Genomic DNA, 22086 nt, shown 5'->3' with positions numbered 1-22086 from the left:
CGCCAACTTGGCCCTCATGTGAGGTCTGGAGTTTTTGTCCACATATCGGCCGCTAAAGGCCCCCGAAGTCGCGATACGTGGACGAAAACTCCCGTCAGCGGCTGAGGACCGCCAGCGTTCCGGCGCTGAAGTCCTTCGCGGCGGCGTTCCACCGGGCCAGCAGCCCCTGCAGGTTTTCGCCGTCGGCCCGGTGCACGGGAAGCTGTTCCTCGAGCGTGGCGAGGACGCCGGTGCGGAGTTCGGTGTTGAAGTTGACCTTGCCCACGTTCATGGCCGGGGCCTTGGCCAGTTCGTCCCCCGGAATGCCGGACGCGCCGTGGAGCACCAGCGGGATGTGCGTGCGCACGGCGATGTCCTGCAGGACATCCCAGCGCAGCCGGGGCTCGCCCTTGTACTTTCCGTGGACGTTGCCCACGGCCACGGCGAGCAGCTGCGCACCCGTCCGAGCCACAAAGTCCTCCACCTGGGCGGAGTCGGTGAGCCCGGCAACCTCGTTGCCCGCCCCGTCGCCCTCCGCGCCGAAGGCCTTGTCCTCGTCGCCGGCCAGGCCGCCCAGTTCAGCCTCCAGGACCACGCCTGCGTGACCCTGGGCCTCGAGTGCGGAGCGCACTGCATTCACCAAGGCGATGTTGTCTTCGTATGGCAGTGCCGAGCCGTCTGCCAGGACGGAGTCCGCCCCGGCTGTGACGGCGGCGGTGATGACGCCGATGTCTGAGGCGTGGTCGAGCTGCAAGGAAACCGGCACGGACGCGGCGTCCGCCAGGCCCCGGAGCGCAGAGATGAGCCTCAGCCCGTTGGCTGTGGCGGCGGTCTTGGGCGCCACCAGCAGGATGACGCCGCGTTTCGCTTCCTCCGCAGCGCTCACCACGGCAAGGGCCGTGTTGAAGTCGTAGCAGGTGAAAGCCGGCACGGCCGACCCCCGCTTGAGGGCGGATACCACCAGCTCATCGAGCTGCGCCCGCATCAGCCTTCCCCGGCGGTGCGCTTGGTGGGGGCAACCACCTTGATGACGGCGGAGTCGTCGGCGGCGGCGAGCCCGTGCGCCTGGCCCAGCAGGTACAGCTGCTCGGCGGCGGCGGCAACGGGGGTCGCCAGGCCAGCACTGCGCGTGGCCTTGCCCACGATGCCCATGTCCTTGACGAAGATGTCCAGGCGGCTGAGTACCTCGGCGCCTTCCTCCGTGTAGGCCTCCAGGATGCGGGGTCCGCGGTTGGACAGCATGAAGGAGCCCGCGGCACCGGCCTCGAGGGCGGCCAGGGTCTTCGCCTGGTCCAGGCCCAGGGCGTCGGCCAGCGCCATGGCCTCGGCGGCGGCAGCGATGTGGATGCCGCACAGCAGCTGGTTGACGGTCTTCAGCGCCTGCCCGTCACCGGGCTTGTCGCCGACGACGGTCAGCGTGGAGGCGAGCAGTTCCAGGACTGGACGTGCCCCTTCCAGGGCAGCGGGCTCGGCTCCGACGACGATCAGCAGGTCGCCTTCGCCGGCACGCTTGGGGCCGCCGGAGAGAGGCGCATCCACGAGCCCGACGCCGAACTCTGCCAGGCGGGCGACGGTGGACGGGATGGCCTCCGTGCCCACGGTGCTGGTCAGGATGACGACGGCACCCGGCTTCAGCACCGAGGCCACGCCGTTCCCGCCGAACAGGACGTCGTCGAGCTGTTCACTGTTGCGCACGGCGAGCAGCAGGGCGTCGGTGTCCTGGGCTGCGTCCCGGGCGGAAGCGAAGGTCTTAACGCCGGATTCCTCGGCGAGGCGCAGGCGCGGTTCGGCGATGTCGAAGCCGTGGACGGTCAGCTGGCTGGCGAGACGGGTAGCCATGGGCAGTCCCATGGCGCCCAGTCCGAGGACGGTGACTGTGTAATTCGAGGTCATGGTGTTCTCCGTTATGTGCGAGGTGTGGGATCGGTGATTGAGCTCGTCGAAATCGCGGTCTCGGCAAGCTCGACCAACGGATGCTAGAACGTGTTGCTGAGCTTGCTGGTGACCTGGGCGAGCGACTCGTCGTCACCGACGTTGCCGGCAAAAACGATGTACGGGATCCCCTTGGCCGGGCCGTCAACCGGCTCCCACAGGCTCACGATGCCAGGCAGCATGGGCCCGCGGACGATCGCATGCCGGATCTCCAGACCGTGCGCCGCCACATCCGAAGACGTGATGCCGCCCTTGGCGATGACAAACCGCGGCGGGAAGGTTTTCAGCGTCCGGTTCACCACGGCGACGACGGCGGCGGAGACGGTGCGCGCGATCCGCAGGCTTTCAGCCGGGTCGTCGGTCTTGATCAGCAGGCGGCTCGTGTGGACAATGACGTCGCCGCCGCGCAGCGCCTCAACGACAGTGTCCACCGTCTGGTCGAGGTACGCGGCTGCCTCCTCACCGAGGAGCCTTTCGACGTCGATCTCCACAATGCGCGCACTGCCGTGCCGGTCCGTGAGCACCTTGAGCTGCCGGGTGGTCACGCCCACGTGGGAGCCGACGACGATCAGGCCGCCGGCTTCGGATGGGGTGTTGCCCGCGTACGCTTCCTCGCCGCTGAGTTCAGGCCTGATGTCCTGGCCGATCCGGGCCCGCATGAACGGCGGGCCAACCCGGTACAGCAGCTTCTTGCCGCGGCGCTCGGCCTCCTCCAGACCTAGGGCCAGGGCGCGCATGTCGTTTTCCGTGACAATGTCCACCACGATGGGCGTGGACTGCGTGGCCGGCTCGATCGCGTCAGCGATTGCCTTGGCCGACACCTCAGCCTGCCCGGTGGCGGAACCGGCGCGGATGATGTTCAGGTCCAGCACGATCACGGAGTCTGCGGCGAACCGCCCCTGCGACTTCTCTTCCACGTACCGGGCCATCTCGGAATTGGCGAAGCCGAAGGTGGCGTCCTTCGCGAATTCGGTCTCCGCAACAGGCGTCAGCTGGCCGGCCTCCGGCCCGCGCGTGTAGTGCACACCGCCTATGGTGACGCGGCCGGCGTCGGGAAATGCCGGAACCATCACGACGCCGTCCGTTGAGTCGCCGCTTTCGGCTGCCACCGTCGCAGCAATGACGTCCGGTTCCAGGGGGAAGTGTCCGCGGAGGGTCGAGTCGCTGCGGCTCACGAAGCCGAGCTTTACCTCGCCTTCGCCGTTGCGGGCAGCAGCGAGGGCGTTGCGCACCACTTCTTCATTGCGCTCAGCCGCTTCTGCCGGGTCAAGGCTGCGGGTGTTCGTCAGCACGTAGACGGCTGGCTTACCCTGATGCAGAGCCCACTGGAAGTCCTCGACTTCCCAGCGGGTGAGCACAGGAAGATCCGCCACCGACTGCGTGCCGGTGGGATCGTCGTCGAGCACCACGAGGACGCGCGGGGACGTGGCAGCCGTCGCCGCGACAGCGTCGGCCACCTGGCTGGCAGGGATCTGGAGCTCGGCGGGAAAGGCGGCCAGAACGTCTGATTCGAGGGGCACTGTGCACTCCGTTGTGTTGAGACTGTCTTGGGGATCATTTGTCAGATGTCAGACATCTGGTGTTTGGTGCTAGTGTGGCATAACGCACAGCCCGTGCGCAAGTACACTTTGCAGGTACCCCGGCTAAAAGGCCATAGACGCTGAACGGAAGAAATGGCACGCAAATCATTGGTGGGCGTCGTCGCCGACGAACTCCTTGACCGCATCATCTCCGGCGAGTTTCCGCCGGGCAGCAGCGTGCCAGGAGAACTGGAACTCAGCGCACGGCACGACGTCAGCCGGATGACAGTGCGGGAGGCGATGAAGACCCTCGAGGCGCAGCGCATCCTTAGCGTGGAACGGGGCCGCGGCACGTTCGTGAACCCCCTGAACCGCTGGTCGTCTCTCGAGGCAGTGCTGCGGGCCACCTCCGAGGGGCAGAACGGCCCGGCCGCCGCCATTCAGCTGATCGAGTTGCGCCGGATGCTGGAAACGGGTGCCTGCGAGCTCGCTGCACAGCGCATTACCGAAGCGGAGCTTGAAGGCCTTCGGGACTGCGTGGCGGACATGCGGAAGGCCCACCAGAACAATGATGTGGCGAGCTTTGTTGCCGCCGACCTGGCTTTCCATGACCAGATACTGCAGGCGTCTGAAAACGTCTTTGTGGCCGTCCTCTTTGAACCGCTGCACCGCGTTCTCGAAAAGGGACGGACCGAAACCTCGAAGGTGCCGGATATCCAGGAGCATGCGATCGGGCACCACCAGAGCATCTACGAGGCTCTGGCTGCCCGCGATCCACAGCAGGCACGCGATGCCATGGACGCCCACATGCAGCAGACCCTCAGCGACCTCAGAAGCTACGTGCTGGAAACCTAGTCCCCGGGCGCCGCGTCCGATACTCTGCAGGAACGGCCCGCAGCCGGGTATCGATGGCGATCACGAGGAGCGAAGTTGTCTAATAACACCTACAGCATTTCTGAAATTGTCGGAACCTCGACTGAAGGCATCGATGCGGCCGTCCGCAACGGCATTTCCGACGCCGCAAAGACGCTGCGCAACCTGGACTGGTTCGAAGTCAAGGAGGTCCGCGGCCACCTCGAGAACGGCCAAGTGGCGGACTGGCAGGTCACCCTCAAGCTCGGGTTCCGCCTGGAGCGGGACTGACATAGCAATACCCGGTTTCACCGGGCGTAGCGAACCAGTAATGCGGCGCCGGCTGAGGTTCAGCCGGCGCCGCATCACTTGCCTAATCCTGGCCGGTTGCTCGCCGGCGCCACACTGTCGGAATCCCCTGGAACGCGGGAAATACCTGCCCTTCAAAGAAAGCATGCGCCTCGTCCGGCGCGTCGGCAGGGGCCCACATTCCCGACGCCGGGCAGTGGGTTCCGGTCGAAGCGGAAGGTGTCTGGCGTTCCCGAAGCAGTGCGATGCGTTTCATCGTTGAATGTCATCCTTGGGGTCTGAGGGCTGGTAGGAGTTCCTCCTCCAAGGCTATGAAACGGACCACACCGGCCCAATGTGCGAGTGAATAGAATCAGCCCCTCGGGCTGGGCAACAGCACAGGAAGCGGCCACGAGCCGGGTTGCCGGCAGCGGCGGGCAGCACCGGCCGCCCAGGCAGCCGTCAGGGGCCGTTCGAGTTCCGCCTCACTTCCGCCTTGGCCGCCGTGTCCGGCGGGCCGGAAGCGGCCTTTCCCTCCGTCGTCGTACTTCCAGCCCCGCTGCCAGCGGCAGTGCCCGCGCCGAGGCTGCCCAGCAGCGTGAGTGCATCCGCGGACGGGGAGCCGGGCCGGGCCGAATAGACCCGTAGCATCTGGTCGGCGTCGTCCGGAAGGACAAGATTTTCAAAGTTCAGTTCCAGGTCGCCCACGGCGGGGTGATGGAGCCGCACGACGCCTGACGAGCGGGTGCCCACCCGGTGGCCCGCCCACCATTGACGGAAATGCTCACTGTGCACGGCAAGCTCCCCCACCAGCTGGTTGGCCTGCGCATCGTTGGGATGCCGCCCCACGTCCACCCGCAGCGCCCCGGCAGCCTCCGCCGCCACGCTTTTCCAGTCCCGGAAGAGCTCACGGGCCCGCAAATCGAGGATGAGCCAGCGCGTCAGGTTCCGCTTCCCGGGCGGCAGCTCGGGGAAGTCCGCGAACAGCAGGAAGGCCATGCGGTTACCCGCCAGGACGTCCGTGCGGCGTCCCAGGACCAGCGCAGGCACGTCACCCACTGCCTCCAGCAGCTGGTGCAGTGCGGGCCGGACCGCCTGGACCGGAAGCGGGGCCCGCGCCGATTCTGCGCAGTGTTCCATGAGGTTCATCATGTGGGCCTGCTCTCCGGCGTCGAGCCTGAGTGCGCGCGCCACCGAATCCAGCACCGCCCGCGACGGGTGGATATTACGGCCCTGTTCCAGCCGGGTGTAGTAGTCCGTGCTGACACCTGCCAGGCGGGCGATTTCCTCCCGCCGCAGCCCCGGGACCCGCCTGGCACCGGCGCCGTCCGTGATGCCGGCTTCTTCCGGTTTCAGCCGGGACCGCATTGCTTTGAGGAATTTGCCGAACTCGGCGCTCTGACCCATGAATTCCATTCTGCCCGTCCCTAGGGCGCAGTTTCTACAACGAAGGTAGGACTGGCAATCCTAGGAAAAACAGGGACAGCCACAGCTGCTGACTCGTGAGCTCGGGATGCATAGGCTCGTATGGAGCCAGCCCCTGATGCAAGGAGAATTCACATGTCCCAGACCCCGGAATCCGCCATCCACGCCTCCGGGCAGGGTCCCGCGCCGCAAGGCTTGGAGATCCCGCACCTCACCCTCAACAACGGTGTCTCCATCCCCCAGCTGGGATTCGGCGTGTTCCAGGTGCCGCCCGAGGAGACCCAGCGCATTGTCGAGGATGCCCTCGAAGCCGGATATCGCCACATCGACACCGCAGCGGCGTACCGGAATGAGGCGGGAGTGGGCGCAGCCATTGCCGCCTCCGGGATACCCCGCGAGGAACTCTTCATCACCACCAAGTTGCGCAACGGCGAGCAGGGCAACGCACAGGAGGCGTTCCAGAACAGCAGGAAGGCCCTCGGGCTGGACTTCATTGACCTCTACCTGATCCACTGGCCGGTGCCGTCGCAGGGTCTCTATGCCGAGGCGTGGAAGGAACTGGAAAAGATTTACGCCACCGGCGAGGCACGCGCCATCGGCGTTTCGAATTTCCTGGAGGAGCACCTGGACACGGTCCTGGCAGGCGCCGGGGTGGTTCCGGCCGTTAACCAGTTCGAACTGCACCCCACATTCCAGCAGGCCCCGCTCGCTGCCAAGAGCCGGTCCCACGGAATCGCGGTGGAAGCCTATAGCCCGCTGGGGCAGGGCGCGGACCTGGACGCGGCTGCCGTCACCGGCCTTGCCGAGGACCGCGGGGCCACCCCAGCGCAGATTGTCCTCGCGTGGCACCTGGCCGCCGGTAACATCGTCATCCCCAAGTCCGCCGACTCCTCCCGTATGCGGGAGAATTTGGCGGCAGCGGCGATCCAACTGACCGCCGCGGAAGCGGAGTCAATCAACGCGCTGGAGGCCGGGTCGCGCATCGGCGCGGATCCCGCCGTCGCCGCTTTTTCCCAGCTATAAGCGAAGGACAACCATCCATGCAGTACACGCATCTGGGCCGTTCGGGCCTGAAGGTTTCCCGGCTTTGCCTGGGCACCATGAACTTCGGCCCGCAGACCGACGAATCCGCCGCGCACTCGATCATGGATTCCGCCCACGGGGCGGGCATCAATTTCTTTGACACCGCCAACGTCTATGGCGGAACCGAGCACCGCGGCTGGACCGAGGAAATCATCGGCCGCTGGTTCGCCAAGGGCGGCGAGCGCCGCGAGCGCACCGTGCTCGCCACCAAGCTTTATGGCAGTATGACGGACCGCCCCAACGAGTCCAAGCTTTCCGCCCTGAACATCCGGCGGGCACTCGATGCCAGCCTCAAGCGGCTCCAGACTGATTACATCGACATCTACCAGTTCCATCACGTGGACCGGAACACGCCGTGGGATGAGATCTGGCAAGCCATCGAAGTGGCCGTCCAGCAGGGCAAAATCCTCTACTCGGGCAGCAGCAACTTCGCCGGCTGGCACATAGCGCAGGCGCAGGAAGCCGCCACCCGCCGGAACTACACGGGCCTCATAAGCGAGCAGTCCATCTACAACCTGCTGACCCGGAACGTAGAGCTGGAGGTCATCCCCGCCGCCCAGCAGTACGGCCTGGGCATCATCCCGTGGTCGCCGCTGCACGGCGGGCTCCTGGGCGGGGTACTGAAAAAGGAGCGCGACGGCGTCCGGCGCCTTGAGGGGCGGGCGGCGGAAACACTCAAGAAGCACCACGACCAGATCCGGGAATATGAGGACTTCGCCGAGGAACTGGGCCATGAGCCCGGAGACGTCGCCCTCGCGTGGCTGCTTCACCAGCCGGCTGTCACCGCCCCGATCGTCGGTCCGCGCACGCAGGAACAGCTGGATGCAGCCATCCGGGCCCTGGACGTCCCGCTGAATGAGGATGCGCTCAAGCGCCTCGATGCCATCTTCCCGGGACATCGCACCGCCCCGGAGGACTACGCCTGGTGAGCGGCCCGGCCAATGCTGCGCCCCCGCAGCCGCAGTTTCCGGACGGCTCACGGCTGAAGCTGCTGTTCATCGGTGGAACCGGCGCGATCAGCGCTGCGGCGGTGGCGCGTGCGGCGGAGCTTGGCCACCGGGTCACCGTGCTTAATAGGGGAAGATCGGTGGACCGTCCTACGCCCGCCGGCACGGAGATCCTGCGGGCAGACGTCCGCGATCCCGCAGCAGTCCGGAACGTTCTGGGCGGACGCGAGTTCGACGCCGTCGCGGACTTCATCTCCTTCACTCCAGAGCACGCCGTCGCCGCTGTGGAGCAGTTCCGCGGCCGCACCGGACAGTTCGTGTTCATCAGCTCAGCCTCGGCGTACCAAAAGCCGCCGGCCCGGCTCCCCATCCTGGAATCGACCCCCCTGCGGAATCCCTACTGGCAGTATTCACGGGACAAAATTGCCTGCGAGGATGTCCTGCTGCAGGCGTACCGCGAGGAGGACTTTCCGGTCACGGTGGTGCGGCCGTCTCATACTTACGACCGGACCAAGATCGTGCTGCTGGGAGGCTGGACGGACATCCACCGGATGCGGGCGGGCCTGCCAGTTGTTGTGCATGGCGACGGGGCTTCGCTGTGGACTGTTACGCACAGCAGTGATTTCGCCAAGGCTTTCGTGGGGCTCATGGGCCGCTATCAAGCGGTGGGTGAAAGCTACACCATCACCTCGGACGAGTTCCTCACGTGGGACGCGATCTACCGCCAGTTCGCGCAGGCGGCCGGGGTTGCCGGGCCGGAACTGGTCCATGTGCCATCGGAAACTATCGCGGCCATCGATCCGGTCCGCGGTCCCTGGCTGCTGGGCGACCGGTCGCACTCGGTGGTGTTCGACAATTCCAAGATCAAGGCCCTGGTTCCACAGTTCTCGGCAACCATCCCATTTTCCTTTGGTGCGCGGGAAGTGGTGCAGTGGCACGACTCCTGGCCGGAGCTGCAGGTGGTGGACGACGGGTTCATGGACATGAGCGACAAACTCATCGACTGGGTCCGGCGGCCCTTCTAGGACAACCGACAGCTTCTTACCGGGTTCTTACCGGGCGGGCGGCCGCTGGGGATCCTCCAGCGCCGGCTCGTCAGGCTCGCCGTCCGGGCCGGTGGGTGGCCCCGGGTTGTCCTGGTGGGGAACTTCGGGTTCCTCCTGGGGCGGGTCCTGGTTGGGGTCAAAGGGGAAGCCTTGGGGTGAACCGCTCTCGTTCTGGTCCTGGTCCTCGTTCTGGTCCTGGTCTTCGTTCTGGTCAGTCGGGTTCTGCTCCGGATCTGCGTGCGTCTCGCTCATGGTCTGGATCCTTAGCTGCTGGAAGGGCCAGGATTTCCTCCTGCCGGGCCACTCCAAGGATTACCAGCGGGACCTCGGTTAGTCCAGAGCACGAAGCCCTGCGAGAAGTGGCGGAAGAGTCAGTTCAGCCGAGACCATCAGTTCACCAGTTCGGTGCTGGAGTGCCGGCCGGTCCACTTCCGATAGCCTTGCTCGAGCTCGACGACGTCCCGGCCAAACGAAGCCAGCAGCGCCACAAGCGCCAGGACAACGGCAGCAGCGGTGATTCCACCTGGCAACCCCGGCGTGAGTGCCAGCAGCAAGGCGCAGGGCTGGTAGGCACCTATTACCTTGCGCAGCCTCTTAACGGGCAGAGTTCGTTTCAGTTCAGGCCGGAACCACCCCGCTGCCACGAAGGCGTACCACATGAGTCCGACGGCCAGGACCCAGGGACCGACGATGGGTACTGCCGCGCACGACAGTACGAGGACCAGCGCCGCGTCAGTCTGGACGTCCAGCCGGCCTCCCGCCGGGCTCTCACAGGCAAATCGCCGCGCAACGGCCCCGTCCACCGCATCAAGAAGGAAAGCCGCCGCACCCAGCACCACCACCGCCACGCCGGGCCCGCTTCCGCCCAACAACGCTGGAACCGCTATTGCCGCGCAACACGAAATCAACACAGCGCGAGTCAGGGTAACGCGATCCGCGGCCGTCGTCAGCAGGGGCTTGCGGCTGAGGACAGAGGCCGCGGCATTTCCCACCACCGCCAGTCCGGCACTCATGGCGGCAAGGAAGTACGTCACTTCAGCACCTGCCGCGGTCAGGATCCAGCTGCCGGACACAAGGAAAGCAGCCATGGCAACGGCTACGTCCACCAGAGCACGCCTAGCGAGCAAGACCTGCATATGCCTCCTTGCGCTCATCGTAACAACAGGAGGTCCACGAGCATTCGAGGGCTGACCTCGGAAGATAGCAAGACTAGGACACTCGAGGCAGCAAACGGGGTCTGGGCAAACTGCCGCCGATAGGAAAGACTCTTCCGCATGGCACAAGCACCAGTCATCACGCTGAATGACGGCAACCGGATACCTCAGATCGGCCTTGGCACCTGGCCACTGAACGACCGGGAGGTGAGTGACGCCGTCGTACGGGCTGCGGAAGCCGGGTACCGGCATATCGATACAGCCGTCCGGTACGGGAATGAGACCGGCGTCGGATCCGGGATCCGCGAGAGCGGCCTGGACCGGACGGAGTTTTTCATCACCACCAAGCTGGACGGCGAATTCCAGGGTGGGGATCTGGCTGTGGCAGGCCTCGAAGGCTCGCTCAGGCGGCTCAACCTGGACTATGTGGACTTACTGCTGATCCACTGGCCGCTCCCCCGCCGCGGCGATTTCATCTCCACCTGGAAGACCTTTGAGCGGCTGCAGGGCGAAGGGAAAGTCCGGTCGATCGGCGTATCAAACTTCAAGCCCGCTCATCTTGAAAAGCTCATGTGGGAAACCGACGTGGTGCCGGCCGTCAACCAGATCCAACTCAACCCCTCCATAAACCGCTCCGCGGACTGCGCGTACAACGAGCGGCACGGGATCGCCACAGAATCGTACAGCCCGCTAGGTGCCGGGTCGGGGCTGCTGTCCGCGCCAGTCCTGACACGAATCGCCGGCAAGCATGGCAAAACGGCGAGCCAGGTGGTGTTGCGCTGGCACGTCCAGCAGGGGTTGGTGGCCATCCCCAAGTCCTCCGATCCCCAGCGGATGAAAGAGAACATTGACGTCTTCGACTTCGCCCTGGATGAGGAGGACCTGACTGCCATCAGCACCCTCGATGAAGGCCCCGAGGCAGGGGTAAATTCCGACGTCCAAGGCCACTAGCCCCCGGCACCCGGAGCGCGCTGCCCCTAGCCCCTCACCAGATAGCGACTGGCAAAAAAATAGTAAGCATGATTAGTATTGAGCAGAAGGACGAAGCGTACCCGGCAATCCGGGTAACTCCTCTAGATGAAGAAGGAACGATAAAAGATGGGTTTTTTCGCATTTCTGATTCTTGGCCTCATTGCTGGAGCCATTGCTAAAGCCATCCTCCCCGGCCGGCAGGGCGGCGGCATTTTCATCACGCTTCTGCTCGGTGTGGTTGGCGCAATTCTCGGCGGCTTCATCGGCAGCGCGCTCTTTAATGTCGGTATCAACGAGTTCTTCTCGCTGTCCACCTGGCTGCTGGCGATCGGAGGCGCACTTATCGTGCTGCTCGTTTACGGCATGATCACCAAGCGCACGGCCCGCTAGACAGGGCAGTGCCGGAACCGGCTCCGGGAAAACTCCCGGGGCCGGTTTCCTACCCCAGGCCCTGCCGGGCCGAACCAAATCGTACAGATCCCCCTCAAGAGTAGGAGATCATCATGAAATCCAAACTTCTCTTCGGCGCCGGAATCGCTGCAGGCTACGTACTCGGATCCAGGTCCGGCCGGGCAGCGTACGACAAGCTCAAAGCGCGCGCCGCAGGCATCTGGGACAGCAAGCCGGTCCAGGACAAGGTCACGGCAGCAACCGAAGCCGTCAAGGAAAAGGCTCCTGAAGTTGGCGACCAACTGGCGGAAGCCGCGCGCCGGGCAGGAACCGTGCTCGGCTCGGCCATGCATCGTGATGCACCGAAGCCGGGTGACGCTGGCACCGCTTCTGCCGGCACTGCGTCTGCAGCGGGCACATCCGGAGACAGCGGGCACGTGCCCGCCCACAGCACGCATCCGGAGACCGTCAACCTCGGAACCTCCGATGCTGAATCCGATCCGGCACTAAACGACAGCAAGAGTTAGGACTGGTCCGACAGGGGCGGAGTGACTCCCGCCGGGGCTGCCACGAATGGCAATCCGGACAAGCGGTAGCTTCAGGTTTGCCCGCTTGAGCCTGCACCCTGGGCGGTGTGGGTAAGAACTAAAAATGTCAGAGCCCTCTGACAGTGTCTTCCTATGGAAGCCATCGGGGAAGGCGTGGACGGTATGCCAGGCCGGGCAGCAGTGCCCGGCCTGGCTGCTGCCCGGCCGCCTTGCGTGCCCGCTTTCGGGCGACCGGCTTCTGCCGGGTCCGGCACCGCCGTTGCGGACACATCATCGTCCGACGGCGGTGCTGCCGCCCGCTTCGTGGCCTGCAGCGTCCCCGGTCACATCCAAAAATGTCAGACCCTGTTGAGATAGTTTTCCTATGGAAGCCATTGGGGAAGATCGAGCGGATACCGCAGCCGGGACTGACGTCTCCGGCTTCAGCGCCGCCGCTCTGATCCGCGGCCCCGGGTTCCGCAGCGTTCCCTCCGCCGGTTTCCTTTCTGACGCCTCTACTGAGGACACGGCCGACGGCGGTGCTGCCGCCAGCTTCACAGCCGCCGTGCCTGCGTTGCGCCCAGCAACTGCTGATTTGAAGGCGTCCCTAGCGGCGCTGGACACCGCAATCACCGCGGCGCCGGCGGAACTCGCCGCGGCGAGCTTCCAGGACGCGGCCGATTTCGCGGAGCTCACCGAGGAACTCTCCCGCCGCGTCGAGTACCTTCAGCTCCAGGCTGCCGCGGCTGTGGAACTGACGCGCACGGAGGCGATCAACGCTGCAGAGACCGCCAGCCGCGCGGCCGGCTGGACCACCGGCTGGGGCAAACCCGAACCTGAACCTGCCACGGCGCCCGGCGCTCAGCCCTCCGGCGCTTCCGTCGCCACCTCCGCATCCACCACCGCCGCTACCTCTTGGAGCACCACAACTGCCGCCGTCGACGTCCCCGCCAAGACCCCGGCTTCGGCTGCCATGACGGCCCAGTCGGTTCCAGTCCGCGCGGCGACCACCTGGTCCCCGGCCGATGACGGATCCCGGAACACCGCCGAGTTCCTCCGCACCCGGCTACGGATCAGCTCCTCCGAAGCACGCCGCCGCCTCGCCCTCGCCGACGCCACACTCCCCCGCACCGGACTCGCCGGCCGGCCCATGCCGCCCGCCTGCGAAGAAACCGCCGCCGCCCTCACCGCCGGAACCATCTCCTCCCGCGCCGCAACCATCATCACCACCGCCCTGGACAAAGTCCGCCACATCCCCGACCCCGACGCGATCGCCCACATGGAACACACCCTCACCAAACCGCGATCGAAAACGACCACGACTTCCTCACCCGCATCGCCCACCGCTGCATCGACGCCCTCGACCAGGACGGCACCGAACCATCCGAAGAAAACCTCCGGCACCGCCAAGGCGTCTTCATCCACCACAAACGCGGCGGCCTGCACCACCTCGAAATCCGAGCCACCACCGACCAATACGAAGTCCTCACCACCGTCATGAACACCGCCACCAACCCCCGCACCACCACCCCCGACACCACCAACAGCGACGCCACCAACACTGACAGCGCCGCTATCGACCTCGACACGGCCTTCAACGCCCCCGCCCCGGAACCGGACCTGGACCGCCGCACCCCCGCCCAACAACGCCTCGACGGCCTCGTCGGCGCGACCAAGGCAGCCCTCGCCGCCGGCACCCTGCCCACCACCGGAGGACTCCGCCCCCAAGTCATGGTCACCATCGGCTACCAAGACCTCCTCAACAGCATCAAAACCACCGCCGCCCACGGCCCGCGCTACAACAAAAACCACCGCACCAACGGGCAAACCCGCCCGGACACCGCGACAACAGACAGCGGTCGGAGCACCGAACAGCCAGCCGGTCCAGACACGCAGCCAGCCAGCGAAGCCGAGCTCCCACCAGGCACTCGGCAGGCCTTCGAACCCGAACCCCTGACAGGCAGCCGGCCCGTCACCAGCTTGCCCGGCATCAACTGGGCCGGCACACTCCTCTTCCGCGCGCAGCCGGGCACCGGGCCCGCCAACACACCCACCGGCAGCGGGACCTTCACCTACACCGGCCCCGTCACCGCCTCCACCATCCGAAAAATCGCCTGCGACGCCGACATCATCCCCGTCCTCCTCGGCTCCCAAGGACGCATCCTCGACATCGGCCGCGCCACCCGGGTCTTCCCGCCCCACATCCGCAAAGCCCTCAACGCCCGAGACCAAGGCTGCGCCTTCCCCAACTGCACCATCCCCGCATCCTGGTGCGAAGCCCACCACATCACCTACTGGTCACAAGGCGGAACCACCAGCACCGACAACGGCGTCCTCCTCTGCACCCACCACCACCACCTCATCCACAAAGAACTGTGGAAAATCCACGTCAAAAACGGAATCCCATGGTTCATCCCGCCACCACACATCGACCCCCGCCAACAACCCCGACAAAACCACCACCACAAAACATGAAGTGACGGCAGCTTCACGAGAGTCAGCCCGCGCAAGAGTGACAGCAGGTTCCAGACTTAGAGCAGCTTCCCGATCACTGCTGTGGCGTCCAGTTCGGCTGACGTGGCGATCCGAGGGCTCAAGCCTGCACTGACCATGGCCGTGGCTGTATGCGGAGCCTGCAGCCGGCTCGTTTCGATAAGGAGGTGCCCACCTTGCCTGAGCCAGGCACCCGCTCCCGCAATCACCCGGCGCTGGATGTCGAGGCCGTCGGGCCCGCCGTCGAGCGACACCCGGGGCTCGTGAACTCGGGCCTCGTGAGGCATGCTGCTGATGGACGCCGTGGGCACGTACGGCGCATTGACCGCCAGAAGGTCAACGTTGCCTCGACGGTGGGCCGGCAGTGCCGAGTAGAGATCGCCCTCATGGACTGCGCCGCCCACGGGCAGGACGTTGAGGCGGGCACAACGCACGGCAGCAGGGTCGACGTCGGAAGCATGTAGCTCGATGACGGGCGCCAGCACCGCCAACGCGGTGCCTACGGCTCCGGAGCCACAGCACAGGTCAACAACAACTGGCTTGCTCGAGGGCAATCTCTCCGCGGGCCCTGCCCCCGCGGCGCTCAGGAGTGCAGCTGCCTCGCGGACCAGCAGTTCCGTCCGGCGTCGCGGCACAAATACTCCGGCCCCCACCCTGATCCGCAGGCCGCAAAACTCTGCCCAGCCGAGAATATGCTCAAGAGGAAACCCCTCGACCCGCCGCTGCACGGCGTTGGTCAGCTCATTGGGGGCAAGGCCTGCGGAAAGGAGGAGGTCCGCTTCGTCTTCGGCGAAAACACAGCCGGCGGCGCGCAGCCTGCCGATGACCGTGGAACGCGAGAGCAATGATCGAACAGGCATGGATGCGTCCTTCGGTTGAATGATGGGCGCTCCGTGCATATGTCCGACTAGCCTTGGCGGTCCGTACGGCGGCCGGTAGAAAGAACCCAGGCTGGAATTGCGTGAATTGTTCTCACCTCCGGTAATCTCAAACGTTCCCAGTTCTGAAACTGGCTTTGAAAATTCCATGTTATCCGACACCCAATCCGGCAATTATTGGCAGGATGGGATGATGACCCACAGCGAAGCCCACACACTCATCTGGACCGGCTCCTACACCGCGGACAGCGCCGGCCACGGTGCAGGGATCGGGGCCGTATCGGCCAACCCCGACGGGACGCTAACCTGGCGCGGTACGGCCGCAAAGGCTGACTCGCCGTCGTTCGTCGCTGTGCACCGGCAACTCCCGATGCTTTACGCCGTCGGCGAGAACACCAAAACCGTTCAGGCGTACCGGCGGCGGGGAGAGTTCGGCCTCGAAGCCGTCGGCGAGCCCTGGGCGGCAGGCGAAGCCGCCTGCCACGTCACTGTCGATCCACAGGGCAAGTTCCTGATCGTTGCCTGCTGGGGTGACGGCCAGGTGTTGCTGTACGAACTGGCGGACGACGGCGGCATCACCAGCCGCCTTCCGGCGGCACCATCCAGCGATCCGCACCTGGACAACCGCCCCAGCCGGGCCCACGCGAGCCTGGTACTCGCTGACGGCCGCATCATGACCACCGACCTCGGCCACGACCTCCTCCGCGTGTGGACCCACGTCCCCGCTACGGGCCTAGCGCTGGACCACGAGGTGGTGCTTCCGAAGGACAGCGGTCCCCGCCACCTGGTGCAGCACTCCGATGGAACGGTGTTCGTGGTTTCCGAGTATTCCATCGAGGTCTTTGCGGCCCGGGCGGCCTCATCATCAGGGAAATTCGAACTGGTCAGCCAGGGTGCCGCCACCTCCGACGGCGCGAAGGACGGGGACTCTGCCGCCGAAATTGCCTTGTCGGCGGACGGGCGCTTCGCTTATGTCGGCGTACGAGGATCCAACCGGATCAGCGTGCTGGAAGTGACTCCGTCGGCCGAGGGCAGTCTGCCTAGCCCGGTCCGCGACTTCGCCAGCGGCGGCGACTGGCCCCGCCACCACCTGGTCCACGGCGAATGGCTGCATGTAGCCCACGAGCGCTCCCACGACATCACCACCTTCCGACTGGACCCCCAGACCGGCCTTCCGCAGGGCCCCATCGACCGCCTCGTGGCGGGTTCCCCCACGGCCCTGATTGTGGCAAGCTAAACGGCAATCGACAAAGCCAATACAAGATTAGTCATTGCCAATACGGCCGCATCACAGGCTATGGCGGTGAATGCGCTTGTCTTGGACGCGTCGGCATTCAACGGATTCCGGGCATCCCCGCCTGGACAAGCAGCGTTGCTTCGCGGAAGGTCCAACATGCTCACCGTTCCTCGCCTGAATTCCCTGCGCCTGACGTCCACGCGCCGCGCCAGCGTTCCCACCAAGTCCGCCCGAACAACTCTGGCGGCAGCGAGCGCACTCCTCCTGCTGGCTGCGTCGGCCGTACCCGCGCAGGCCACACCAACCACGGCCGCTTTGCCAACCGCAGCAGACTTGCGAACGCAAGCATCCGCCCAAGCCGCGGCCGCCAACAAAAGCCCGGACCCGCCGTCGGACACTAAATCGGGAACAGGGGGCCATTCGCTGCGAACTCCCGTCACCGGCGAGAACTTCTACTTCGTCATGGCGGACAGATTCAGCAACGGCGACGCCGGCAACGACCAGGGCGGCCTCGGACCGGACCCGATGGTCTCCGGCTTCGACCCCACCCGCAAGGGCTTCTACAACGGCGGAGACCTGAACGGCCTCCTGGACAAGATCGACTACATCCAGGGGCTCGGGACCACGGCGATCTGGCTGACCCCGAGCTTCAAGAACAAGGCGGTCCAGCCCGAGGACAGTTCCGCCGGTTACCACGGCTACTGGGTCACGGACTTCACCCAGATCGATCCGCACCTGGGCACGAACGCCGAACTGAAAGCGCTGATCGACGAGGCCCACTCGCGAGGGATGAAGGTGTACTTCGACATCATCACCAACCACACCGCCGACGTCATCGGCTACAAGGAGGGTGCCCGCACCGGCTACGTCTCCAAGGACAAGGAGCCGTACCGCACCGCCGCGGGCAACGCTTTCGATGACCGGGATTTCGCCGGCCGCGCGGACTTCCCGAAGCTCGACGCCGGGACCTCTTTCCCGTATACACCGGTGCTTGACCCGGCGGAACAGAACCTCAAGGTCCCGGACTGGCTCAACGACCCAACGCTCTACCACAACCGCGGCGACACCACCTTCGCAGGCGAAAACTCCTTCTACGGCGACTTCTTCGGCCTGGACGACCTGTTCACCGAACACCCGACGGTCGTGGCCGGCATGACGGACATCTACGAGACGTGGCTCCGGGACTTCGGCGTGGACGGGTTCCGCATCGACACGATGAAGCACGTCAATGACGAATTCTGGCAGCAGTTCGGGCCGGACGTTCTCGCCTACGCCAAGGAGCACGGCAAGGACGAGTTCTTCATGTTCGGCGAAGTCTTCGACACTTCCAAGAGCTTCACGAGCCAGTTCACCACCCGCAACAGGATGCAGGCGGTCCTCGACTTCCCGTTCCAGGACGCCGCGCGCAATTTCGCCTCGAAAAGCCAGAACGCCAAAGCGCTGGAAACCTTCTTCGCCGCCGACGACTGGTACACGGACGCGGATTCCAACGTCTACCAGCTGCCGACGTTCCTGGGGAACCACGACATGGGCCGGATCGGCAGCTTCATCAGCACCGACAACCCGGACGCGGACGACGCCGAACGCGTGGCCCGCGACGAACTCGCCCACGAGCTCATGTACTTTTCCCGCGGAAACCCCGTGGTCTACTACGGCGACGAGCAGGGCTTCACGGGGCCCGGCGGGGACCAGGACGCCCGCCAGACCCTGTTCGCCAGCAAGGTACCCGACTATCTCGACGACGATCTCCTCGGCACGGACGCCACCCACGCCACGGACAACTTCAACACCGGGCATCCCCTCTACGCCAAGATCCGCGAACTCGCGCAGCTGACCAGGGAGCACCCCGCCCTGCGCAACGGCGCCCACCAGCACCGCTACGCGTCGGACGGGCCCGGCATCTACGCGTTCTCGCGCACCGGCGCCAAGGACCAGCGTGAGTACGTGGTGGTGCTGAACAACAGCGAGGAACCGCAGACCGCCGCAGTTCCCACCTACATCGCCAAGCGCAATTACAACCTCATCTATGGCGACGCCGCCGAAAACTCCAAGACCTCAGCCGACGGCAAGCTGACCGTCACGGTGCCGCCACTGTCCGCCGTCGTCTACCGGTCCTCGGGCCGGATCCCCCGCGAGAAGGCGGCACCGGCCGTCGAGCTGCAAGCTCCCGTTTCGGCTGCGGCTACGGCCACATCCGCCGGGGATAACGGCCGCATCCAGGTGGCGGCCGACGTCGACGGCAGCTCGTTCTACGAGGTCACCTTTGAGGCCCGGACGCCGGGCGGCAAATGGGGGCGTGTGGGCACCGACGACACCGCACCCTACCGGGTCTTCCACGACGTTTCGGGACTGAACGCCGGCACTGCCGTGGAGTACCGGGCCGTCGTCCTGAACAACGCCGGCCGCACGTCTGTCAGCGCCTCCCGGTCCGCCGTGGTACCGGACCCGGCGCTGACCATCCAGCAGCCGGCCGAGGGCAGCACCGTCCAGGGGAACGTGGAAGTGGTTGCCACGGCGGACCCGGAGAAGGCCAGCCACGTGGTGCGGTTTGAGCGCAGCGTCGCGGGCGGGGCGTGGACAGCCATCGGCTCAGCCGATGATTCGTCGCCCGCCTACACGGTGGCGGACGACCTGGGCGCCCTGGGCCTCGACGACGGCACCGACGTGAAGTACCGGGCAAGGCTGGACGGATCAAATGTGGTGAGCAATGTCCGGACGGTGGTGGTGGGCGCCGCACCACAGCCCGACTCGGTCACGGTGGCGGGAAGCCTGAACAGCGAGATGGGCTGCGCGGATGACTGGCAGCCGGCGTGTCAGGCGGCGTTCATGACCTTTGATGCGGCGGACCGCCAGTGGAAACTCACGGCAGAGCTTCCGGCCGGGCAGTATGAATTCAAGGCAGCCATCAACGGCTCCTGGGATGAAAACTACGGCCAGGACGGCGCGCCGAACGGTTCCAATATCGTGCTGAATCACGACGGCGGCCCGGTCACCTTCCGGTACAGCCATACCACCCACGTCATCACGGCCAGCTAGCTTGCCCACCGCCCGGGGCTACTGCCAGCCAGGCAGTAGCCCCGGGCTCAGGCCCAGGTTCACACCCTGCAGGGCGGCTCAGGCTCAGGCGCGCATGGCCTTCTCGACCGCCGCGAGCAGGGAGTTGAACCGGTCGTCACCCTCAAGGCTGTCGATCAGCACGGAGTCGCCGTCGGAGTTGGCAAGTGGCACCTGCCAGTTGGGGTACTGGGCCGAGGTGGTTCCGGGCTGGTTCTGGACCCTCCGTTCGCCGACCGCGTCCACGAGGGCCACCCCAAGAAGGACGGACGGGGTCTGCGCGAGCAGTCGGTGCAGCGCCTCGATCCGTTCCTGTTCCGAGCCGGCGTCGCCGGCCGAAAGGAGGCCGCGCTGCCGGAGCAGGTCCATCATTTTTTCCAGCTTGGCATTGTGCTCCAGGCGCTCGTCCTCGGCAGAACGTTCCAGCAGCCCCAGAGCGTTGCGCAGCGTCACGTGGTCGCCGGCGAGGTAGCCGGCGGTAGGCGGCAGGTCGTGCGTGTTCACGCTGGAGAGGGCCTGCAGCCGGTACCGTTCGGGCGGCAGCGGGGCGTCGCCGTCGTTCTCAAACCACAGGATCGAGGTGCCTAGGATGCCCCGCGCTGCGAGGTAATCGCGGACCCACGGCTCGAAGGTGCCAAGGTCCTCACCGATCACCACGGCGCCGGCACGGTGCGCTTCCAGGGCGAGGATGCCGATCATGGCATCGTGGTCGAACCGGACGTAGGCGCCGTCCGCCGGCGAGTTCCCTTCCGGCACCCACCAGAGCCGGAAGAAGCCGAGGATGTGGTCCACCCGGATGCCGCCCGAATGCCGCAGCACCGTTGCGAGCATCTCCCGGAACGGCTTGTAGCCGGCCTCGGCAAGTCGGGTGGGGTGCCATGGCGGCTGGTGCCAGTCCTGGCCCAGCTGGTTGTACATGTCCGGCGGCGCTCCGACGCTGACGCCGGGTGCGAGGACGCCCTGCAGCGTCCAGGCATCGGAACTCTGAAGGTCCACGCCGACGGCAAGGTCGTTCACCACGCCCAGGCGCATGCCGGCGTTGCGCGCCGCATGCTGGGCGGATTCGAGCTGCTCATCGCAGAGCCACTGCAGCCAGCGGTGGAACTCAATCCGTTCCGCCAGCTCGCCCCTGAGCTTCTCCGCCAAAGGCGAGCCGAGCGCAGCCGTTGGGTCGGCCCAAAACGGGTCATCGGCGTCGAGATCCTCACGGATCGCGCACCAGAGGGCAAAGTCATCCAGGCCGGCGCCGGCCCGGCGGCAGTAGTCCTCAAACGCGAGCTGCCGCGACGGCGAACGGCGGACAGCAAAGATCAGCTCCAGCGCGGCCAGCTTGGCGGAGTAGACCTTGTCCCGGTCAAGCCTGATGGCGTCCTTGTTCAGCTTCCGCGCCTGCTTCATGAGGCTGTGGACCAGGGACTGCTTCTTCGGCTTCAGGTACGCCAGCTCCGGAATGGCCTCGATCCGCAGGTAGAGCGGGTTGAAGAACCGGCGGGTCGACGGCGAATACGGGGACGGCTCCAGGGGCGGCACGGGATCGGCCGCATGTAGCGGATTGACCAGCACGTAGTCGGCCCCGCGCGCTCCGGCCACCGCCGCGAGCTCGGCCAGATCGGCAAAATCGCCCACGCCCCAGGACCGCTTGGAACGGACGGAGTAAAGCTGCGTCGCCAGTCCCCAGCCCCGGCGCTGCTCAAGGTCGGCCGCTGTGGACAGCCTGGCTGGAGTCACCACCAGTGTGGCCTCCGCAACCACTCCGGCTGCCTCGGCGCGCAGGGTATGCCATCCCAGGCCGGTGTTTTGGGGCACAGCGAATGTGGCCCGGCCGGTCAGGGTGCCGTCGACCTCGCGGGGTTCCACCCAGACGTCCTCCTGGACGGCCTCCAGCTCTCGCCCGTCCTCCGTGACGGCCCACATCCGGACTGGCGCACCGTGCGGAACATGGACGCTCACCTGCCCCGGAGTCCCATCCTGGATCACGACGGCGGGCGGCAGCATCCGGCGCCACGGCGCCAATTCTGCCTCGGCCAGTTCGTGCTCGATCAGCTGGTCCGTATGGGCGTCGACGCCCAGCGCGGCCAGGACGCGGATCAGGGTGCCGGCCGCTACGTCATGCGGCTCCCCGTCCCACCCCTGGTAGGACGTGCCAACGCCGTACGCCTCCGCCAGCCATCGCAGCAGCTCGGGATTGACCGCGGTGTTGGTTACCGGCGCTCCGCTGCCCGCCGGCGTTTCGGAGGGAGAGGGCTCAGGGGAGGCTTCAGGGGAAGTCGCGTGCTGCTGGCTGGGAGCCTTCATATATCCGCCTCGTC

General features: G+C 66.0%; 18 protein-coding genes and 2 pseudogenes. 12 read left to right on the top strand and 8 right to left on the bottom strand.

Features of this window, described 5'->3' with window-relative positions; translation table 11 throughout:
* Positions 1-94 precede the first annotated feature (94 nt).
* The 3 genes from LFT45_RS02315 to LFT45_RS02305 all read right to left on the bottom strand — a co-directional run bounded on the left by LFT45_RS02315 (position 95) and on the right by LFT45_RS02305 (position 3431).
* Positions 95-964 carry a class II fructose-bisphosphate aldolase gene (locus LFT45_RS02315; protein WP_236806334.1) on the bottom strand — a complete coding sequence of 290 codons (870 nt, stop codon included), beginning with the start codon at positions 962-964 and terminating at the stop codon, positions 95-97.
* Complete coding sequence (locus LFT45_RS02310; protein WP_236806333.1) at positions 964-1872, bottom strand: NAD(P)-dependent oxidoreductase; 909 nt, start codon at positions 1870-1872, stop codon at positions 964-966. The genes LFT45_RS02315 and LFT45_RS02310 overlap by 1 nt, the downstream gene beginning before the upstream one ends.
* A gap of 83 nt (positions 1873-1955) precedes the next feature.
* Positions 1956-3431, bottom strand: coding sequence for a four-carbon acid sugar kinase family protein (locus LFT45_RS02305; protein ID WP_236806332.1), 1476 nt, complete (start codon positions 3429-3431; stop codon positions 1956-1958).
* A gap of 153 nt (positions 3432-3584) precedes the next feature.
* Between LFT45_RS02305 and LFT45_RS02300 the strand changes: the two genes are divergently transcribed.
* Both LFT45_RS02300 and LFT45_RS02295 read left to right on the top strand, forming a co-directional pair.
* Positions 3585-4286, top strand: a complete 702-nt coding sequence (locus LFT45_RS02300) for a FadR/GntR family transcriptional regulator (RefSeq protein ID WP_236806331.1) — start codon at positions 3585-3587, stop codon at positions 4284-4286.
* A 75-nt stretch (positions 4287-4361) separates the two neighbouring features.
* On the top strand, positions 4362-4574 hold the full coding sequence (locus LFT45_RS02295) for a dodecin (RefSeq protein WP_111903282.1): 213 nt from the start codon (positions 4362-4364) through the stop codon (positions 4572-4574).
* Between the two features lie 459 nt (positions 4575-5033).
* Here LFT45_RS02295 and LFT45_RS02290 read toward each other — a convergent pair whose 3' ends face one another.
* Positions 5034-5978 carry a helix-turn-helix transcriptional regulator gene (locus LFT45_RS02290; RefSeq protein ID WP_236806330.1) on the bottom strand — a complete coding sequence of 315 codons (945 nt, stop codon included), beginning with the start codon at positions 5976-5978 and terminating at the stop codon, positions 5034-5036.
* Positions 5979-6197: 219 nt separating this feature from the next.
* Between LFT45_RS02290 and LFT45_RS02285 the strand changes: the two genes are divergently transcribed.
* The 3 genes from LFT45_RS02285 to LFT45_RS02275 are packed head-to-tail and all read left to right on the top strand — an operon-like array spanning position 6198 to position 9051.
* Positions 6198-7019, top strand: a complete 822-nt coding sequence (locus LFT45_RS02285; protein WP_236808873.1) for an aldo/keto reductase — start codon at positions 6198-6200, stop codon at positions 7017-7019.
* Positions 7020-7036: 17 nt separating this feature from the next.
* Complete coding sequence (locus LFT45_RS02280; RefSeq protein ID WP_236806329.1) at positions 7037-8008, top strand: aldo/keto reductase; 972 nt, start codon at positions 7037-7039, stop codon at positions 8006-8008.
* 53 nt (positions 8009-8061) lie between these two features.
* Positions 8062-9051: an NAD-dependent epimerase/dehydratase family protein gene (locus LFT45_RS02275; RefSeq protein WP_236808867.1), complete on the top strand. Its 990-nt coding sequence runs from the start codon at positions 8062-8064 to the stop codon at positions 9049-9051.
* Positions 9052-9078: 27 nt separating this feature from the next.
* On the opposite strand, the gene LFT45_RS02270 is transcribed toward LFT45_RS02275, so the two are convergent.
* Complete coding sequence (locus tag LFT45_RS02270; RefSeq protein ID WP_236806328.1) at positions 9079-9324, bottom strand: hypothetical protein; 246 nt, start codon at positions 9322-9324, stop codon at positions 9079-9081.
* Positions 9325-9461: 137 nt separating this feature from the next.
* Positions 9462-10178, bottom strand: a complete 717-nt coding sequence (locus LFT45_RS02265; RefSeq protein WP_236806327.1) for a CDP-alcohol phosphatidyltransferase family protein — start codon at positions 10176-10178, stop codon at positions 9462-9464.
* Positions 10179-10346: 168 nt separating this feature from the next.
* Between LFT45_RS02265 and LFT45_RS02260 the strand changes: the two genes are divergently transcribed.
* From LFT45_RS02260 to LFT45_RS23410, 5 genes and pseudogenes are all read left to right on the top strand, one after another.
* Positions 10347-11177: an aldo/keto reductase gene (locus LFT45_RS02260; protein ID WP_236806326.1), complete on the top strand. Its 831-nt coding sequence runs from the start codon at positions 10347-10349 to the stop codon at positions 11175-11177.
* Between the two features lie 147 nt (positions 11178-11324).
* Positions 11325-11588, top strand: a complete 264-nt coding sequence (locus tag LFT45_RS02255; protein ID WP_236806325.1) for a GlsB/YeaQ/YmgE family stress response membrane protein — start codon at positions 11325-11327, stop codon at positions 11586-11588.
* 113 nt (positions 11589-11701) lie between these two features.
* Positions 11702-12115 (top strand): hypothetical protein, encoded by a 414-nt coding sequence (locus LFT45_RS02250; protein WP_236806324.1) that lies wholly within the window; start codon positions 11702-11704, stop codon positions 12113-12115.
* Between the two features lie 385 nt (positions 12116-12500).
* A pseudogene (locus LFT45_RS23415) lies at positions 12501-13352 on the top strand (DUF222 domain-containing protein); the annotation flags it as partial.
* A gap of 98 nt (positions 13353-13450) precedes the next feature.
* Positions 13451-14590, top strand: a pseudogene (locus tag LFT45_RS23410) (DUF222 domain-containing protein); the annotation flags it as partial.
* A gap of 56 nt (positions 14591-14646) precedes the next feature.
* Here LFT45_RS23410 and LFT45_RS02235 read toward each other — a convergent pair.
* Entirely contained in the window at positions 14647-15468 is an 822-nt protein-coding gene (locus tag LFT45_RS02235; protein ID WP_236806323.1) for a putative protein N(5)-glutamine methyltransferase, read from the bottom strand.
* Positions 15469-15679: 211 nt separating this feature from the next.
* Here LFT45_RS02235 and LFT45_RS02230 point away from each other — a divergent pair, with 211 nt between their 5' ends.
* Positions 15680-16723, top strand: a complete 1044-nt coding sequence (locus tag LFT45_RS02230; RefSeq protein ID WP_236806322.1) for a lactonase family protein — start codon at positions 15680-15682, stop codon at positions 16721-16723.
* A gap of 156 nt (positions 16724-16879) precedes the next feature.
* Positions 16880-19759: an alpha-amylase family glycosyl hydrolase gene (locus tag LFT45_RS02225; protein WP_236806321.1), complete on the top strand. Its 2880-nt coding sequence runs from the start codon at positions 16880-16882 to the stop codon at positions 19757-19759.
* Between the two features lie 84 nt (positions 19760-19843).
* Here LFT45_RS02225 and malQ read toward each other — a convergent pair whose 3' ends face one another.
* Positions 19844-22072 carry a 4-alpha-glucanotransferase gene (gene malQ, locus LFT45_RS02220; protein ID WP_236806320.1) on the bottom strand — a complete coding sequence of 743 codons (2229 nt, stop codon included), beginning with the start codon at positions 22070-22072 and terminating at the stop codon, positions 19844-19846.
* Positions 22073-22086 lie beyond the last annotated feature (14 nt).

The organism is Arthrobacter sp. FW305-BF8, assembly GCF_021789315.1.
Taxonomy (GTDB): Bacteria; Actinomycetota; Actinomycetes; order Actinomycetales; family Micrococcaceae; genus Arthrobacter.
Note: the sequence above shows the minus strand (reverse complement) of the source record. Positions and strands in the feature narration are given on the sequence as shown.

What these genes read in the sequence shown, in the direction of transcription:
- LFT45_RS02315 (WP_236806334.1), bottom strand. Translation starts at nt 964, where the DNA reads ATGCGGGCGCAGCTCGATGAGCTGGTGGTATCCGCCCTCAAGCGGGGG.
- LFT45_RS02310 (WP_236806333.1), bottom strand. Translation starts at nt 1,872, where the DNA reads ATGACCTCGAATTACACAGTCACCGTCCTCGGACTGGGCGCCATGGGA.
- LFT45_RS02300 (WP_236806331.1), top strand. Translation starts at nt 3,585, where the DNA reads ATGGCACGCAAATCATTGGTGGGCGTCGTCGCCGACGAACTCCTTGAC.
- LFT45_RS02290 (WP_236806330.1), bottom strand. Translation starts at nt 5,978, where the DNA reads ATGGGTCAGAGCGCCGAGTTCGGCAAATTCCTCAAAGCAATGCGGTCC.
- LFT45_RS02280 (WP_236806329.1), top strand. Translation starts at nt 7,037, where the DNA reads ATGCAGTACACGCATCTGGGCCGTTCGGGCCTGAAGGTTTCCCGGCTT.
- LFT45_RS02270 (WP_236806328.1), bottom strand. Translation starts at nt 9,324, where the DNA reads ATGAGCGAGACGCACGCAGATCCGGAGCAGAACCCGACTGACCAGAAC.
- LFT45_RS02260 (WP_236806326.1), top strand. Translation starts at nt 10,347, where the DNA reads ATGGCACAAGCACCAGTCATCACGCTGAATGACGGCAACCGGATACCT.
- LFT45_RS02255 (WP_236806325.1), top strand. Translation starts at nt 11,325, where the DNA reads ATGGGTTTTTTCGCATTTCTGATTCTTGGCCTCATTGCTGGAGCCATT.
- LFT45_RS02250 (WP_236806324.1), top strand. Translation starts at nt 11,702, where the DNA reads ATGAAATCCAAACTTCTCTTCGGCGCCGGAATCGCTGCAGGCTACGTA.
- LFT45_RS02235 (WP_236806323.1), bottom strand. Translation starts at nt 15,468, where the DNA reads ATGCCTGTTCGATCATTGCTCTCGCGTTCCACGGTCATCGGCAGGCTG.
- LFT45_RS02230 (WP_236806322.1), top strand. Translation starts at nt 15,680, where the DNA reads ATGACCCACAGCGAAGCCCACACACTCATCTGGACCGGCTCCTACACC.
- LFT45_RS02225 (WP_236806321.1), top strand. Translation starts at nt 16,880, where the DNA reads ATGCTCACCGTTCCTCGCCTGAATTCCCTGCGCCTGACGTCCACGCGC.
- malQ (WP_236806320.1), bottom strand. Translation starts at nt 22,072, where the DNA reads ATGAAGGCTCCCAGCCAGCAGCACGCGACTTCCCCTGAAGCCTCCCCT.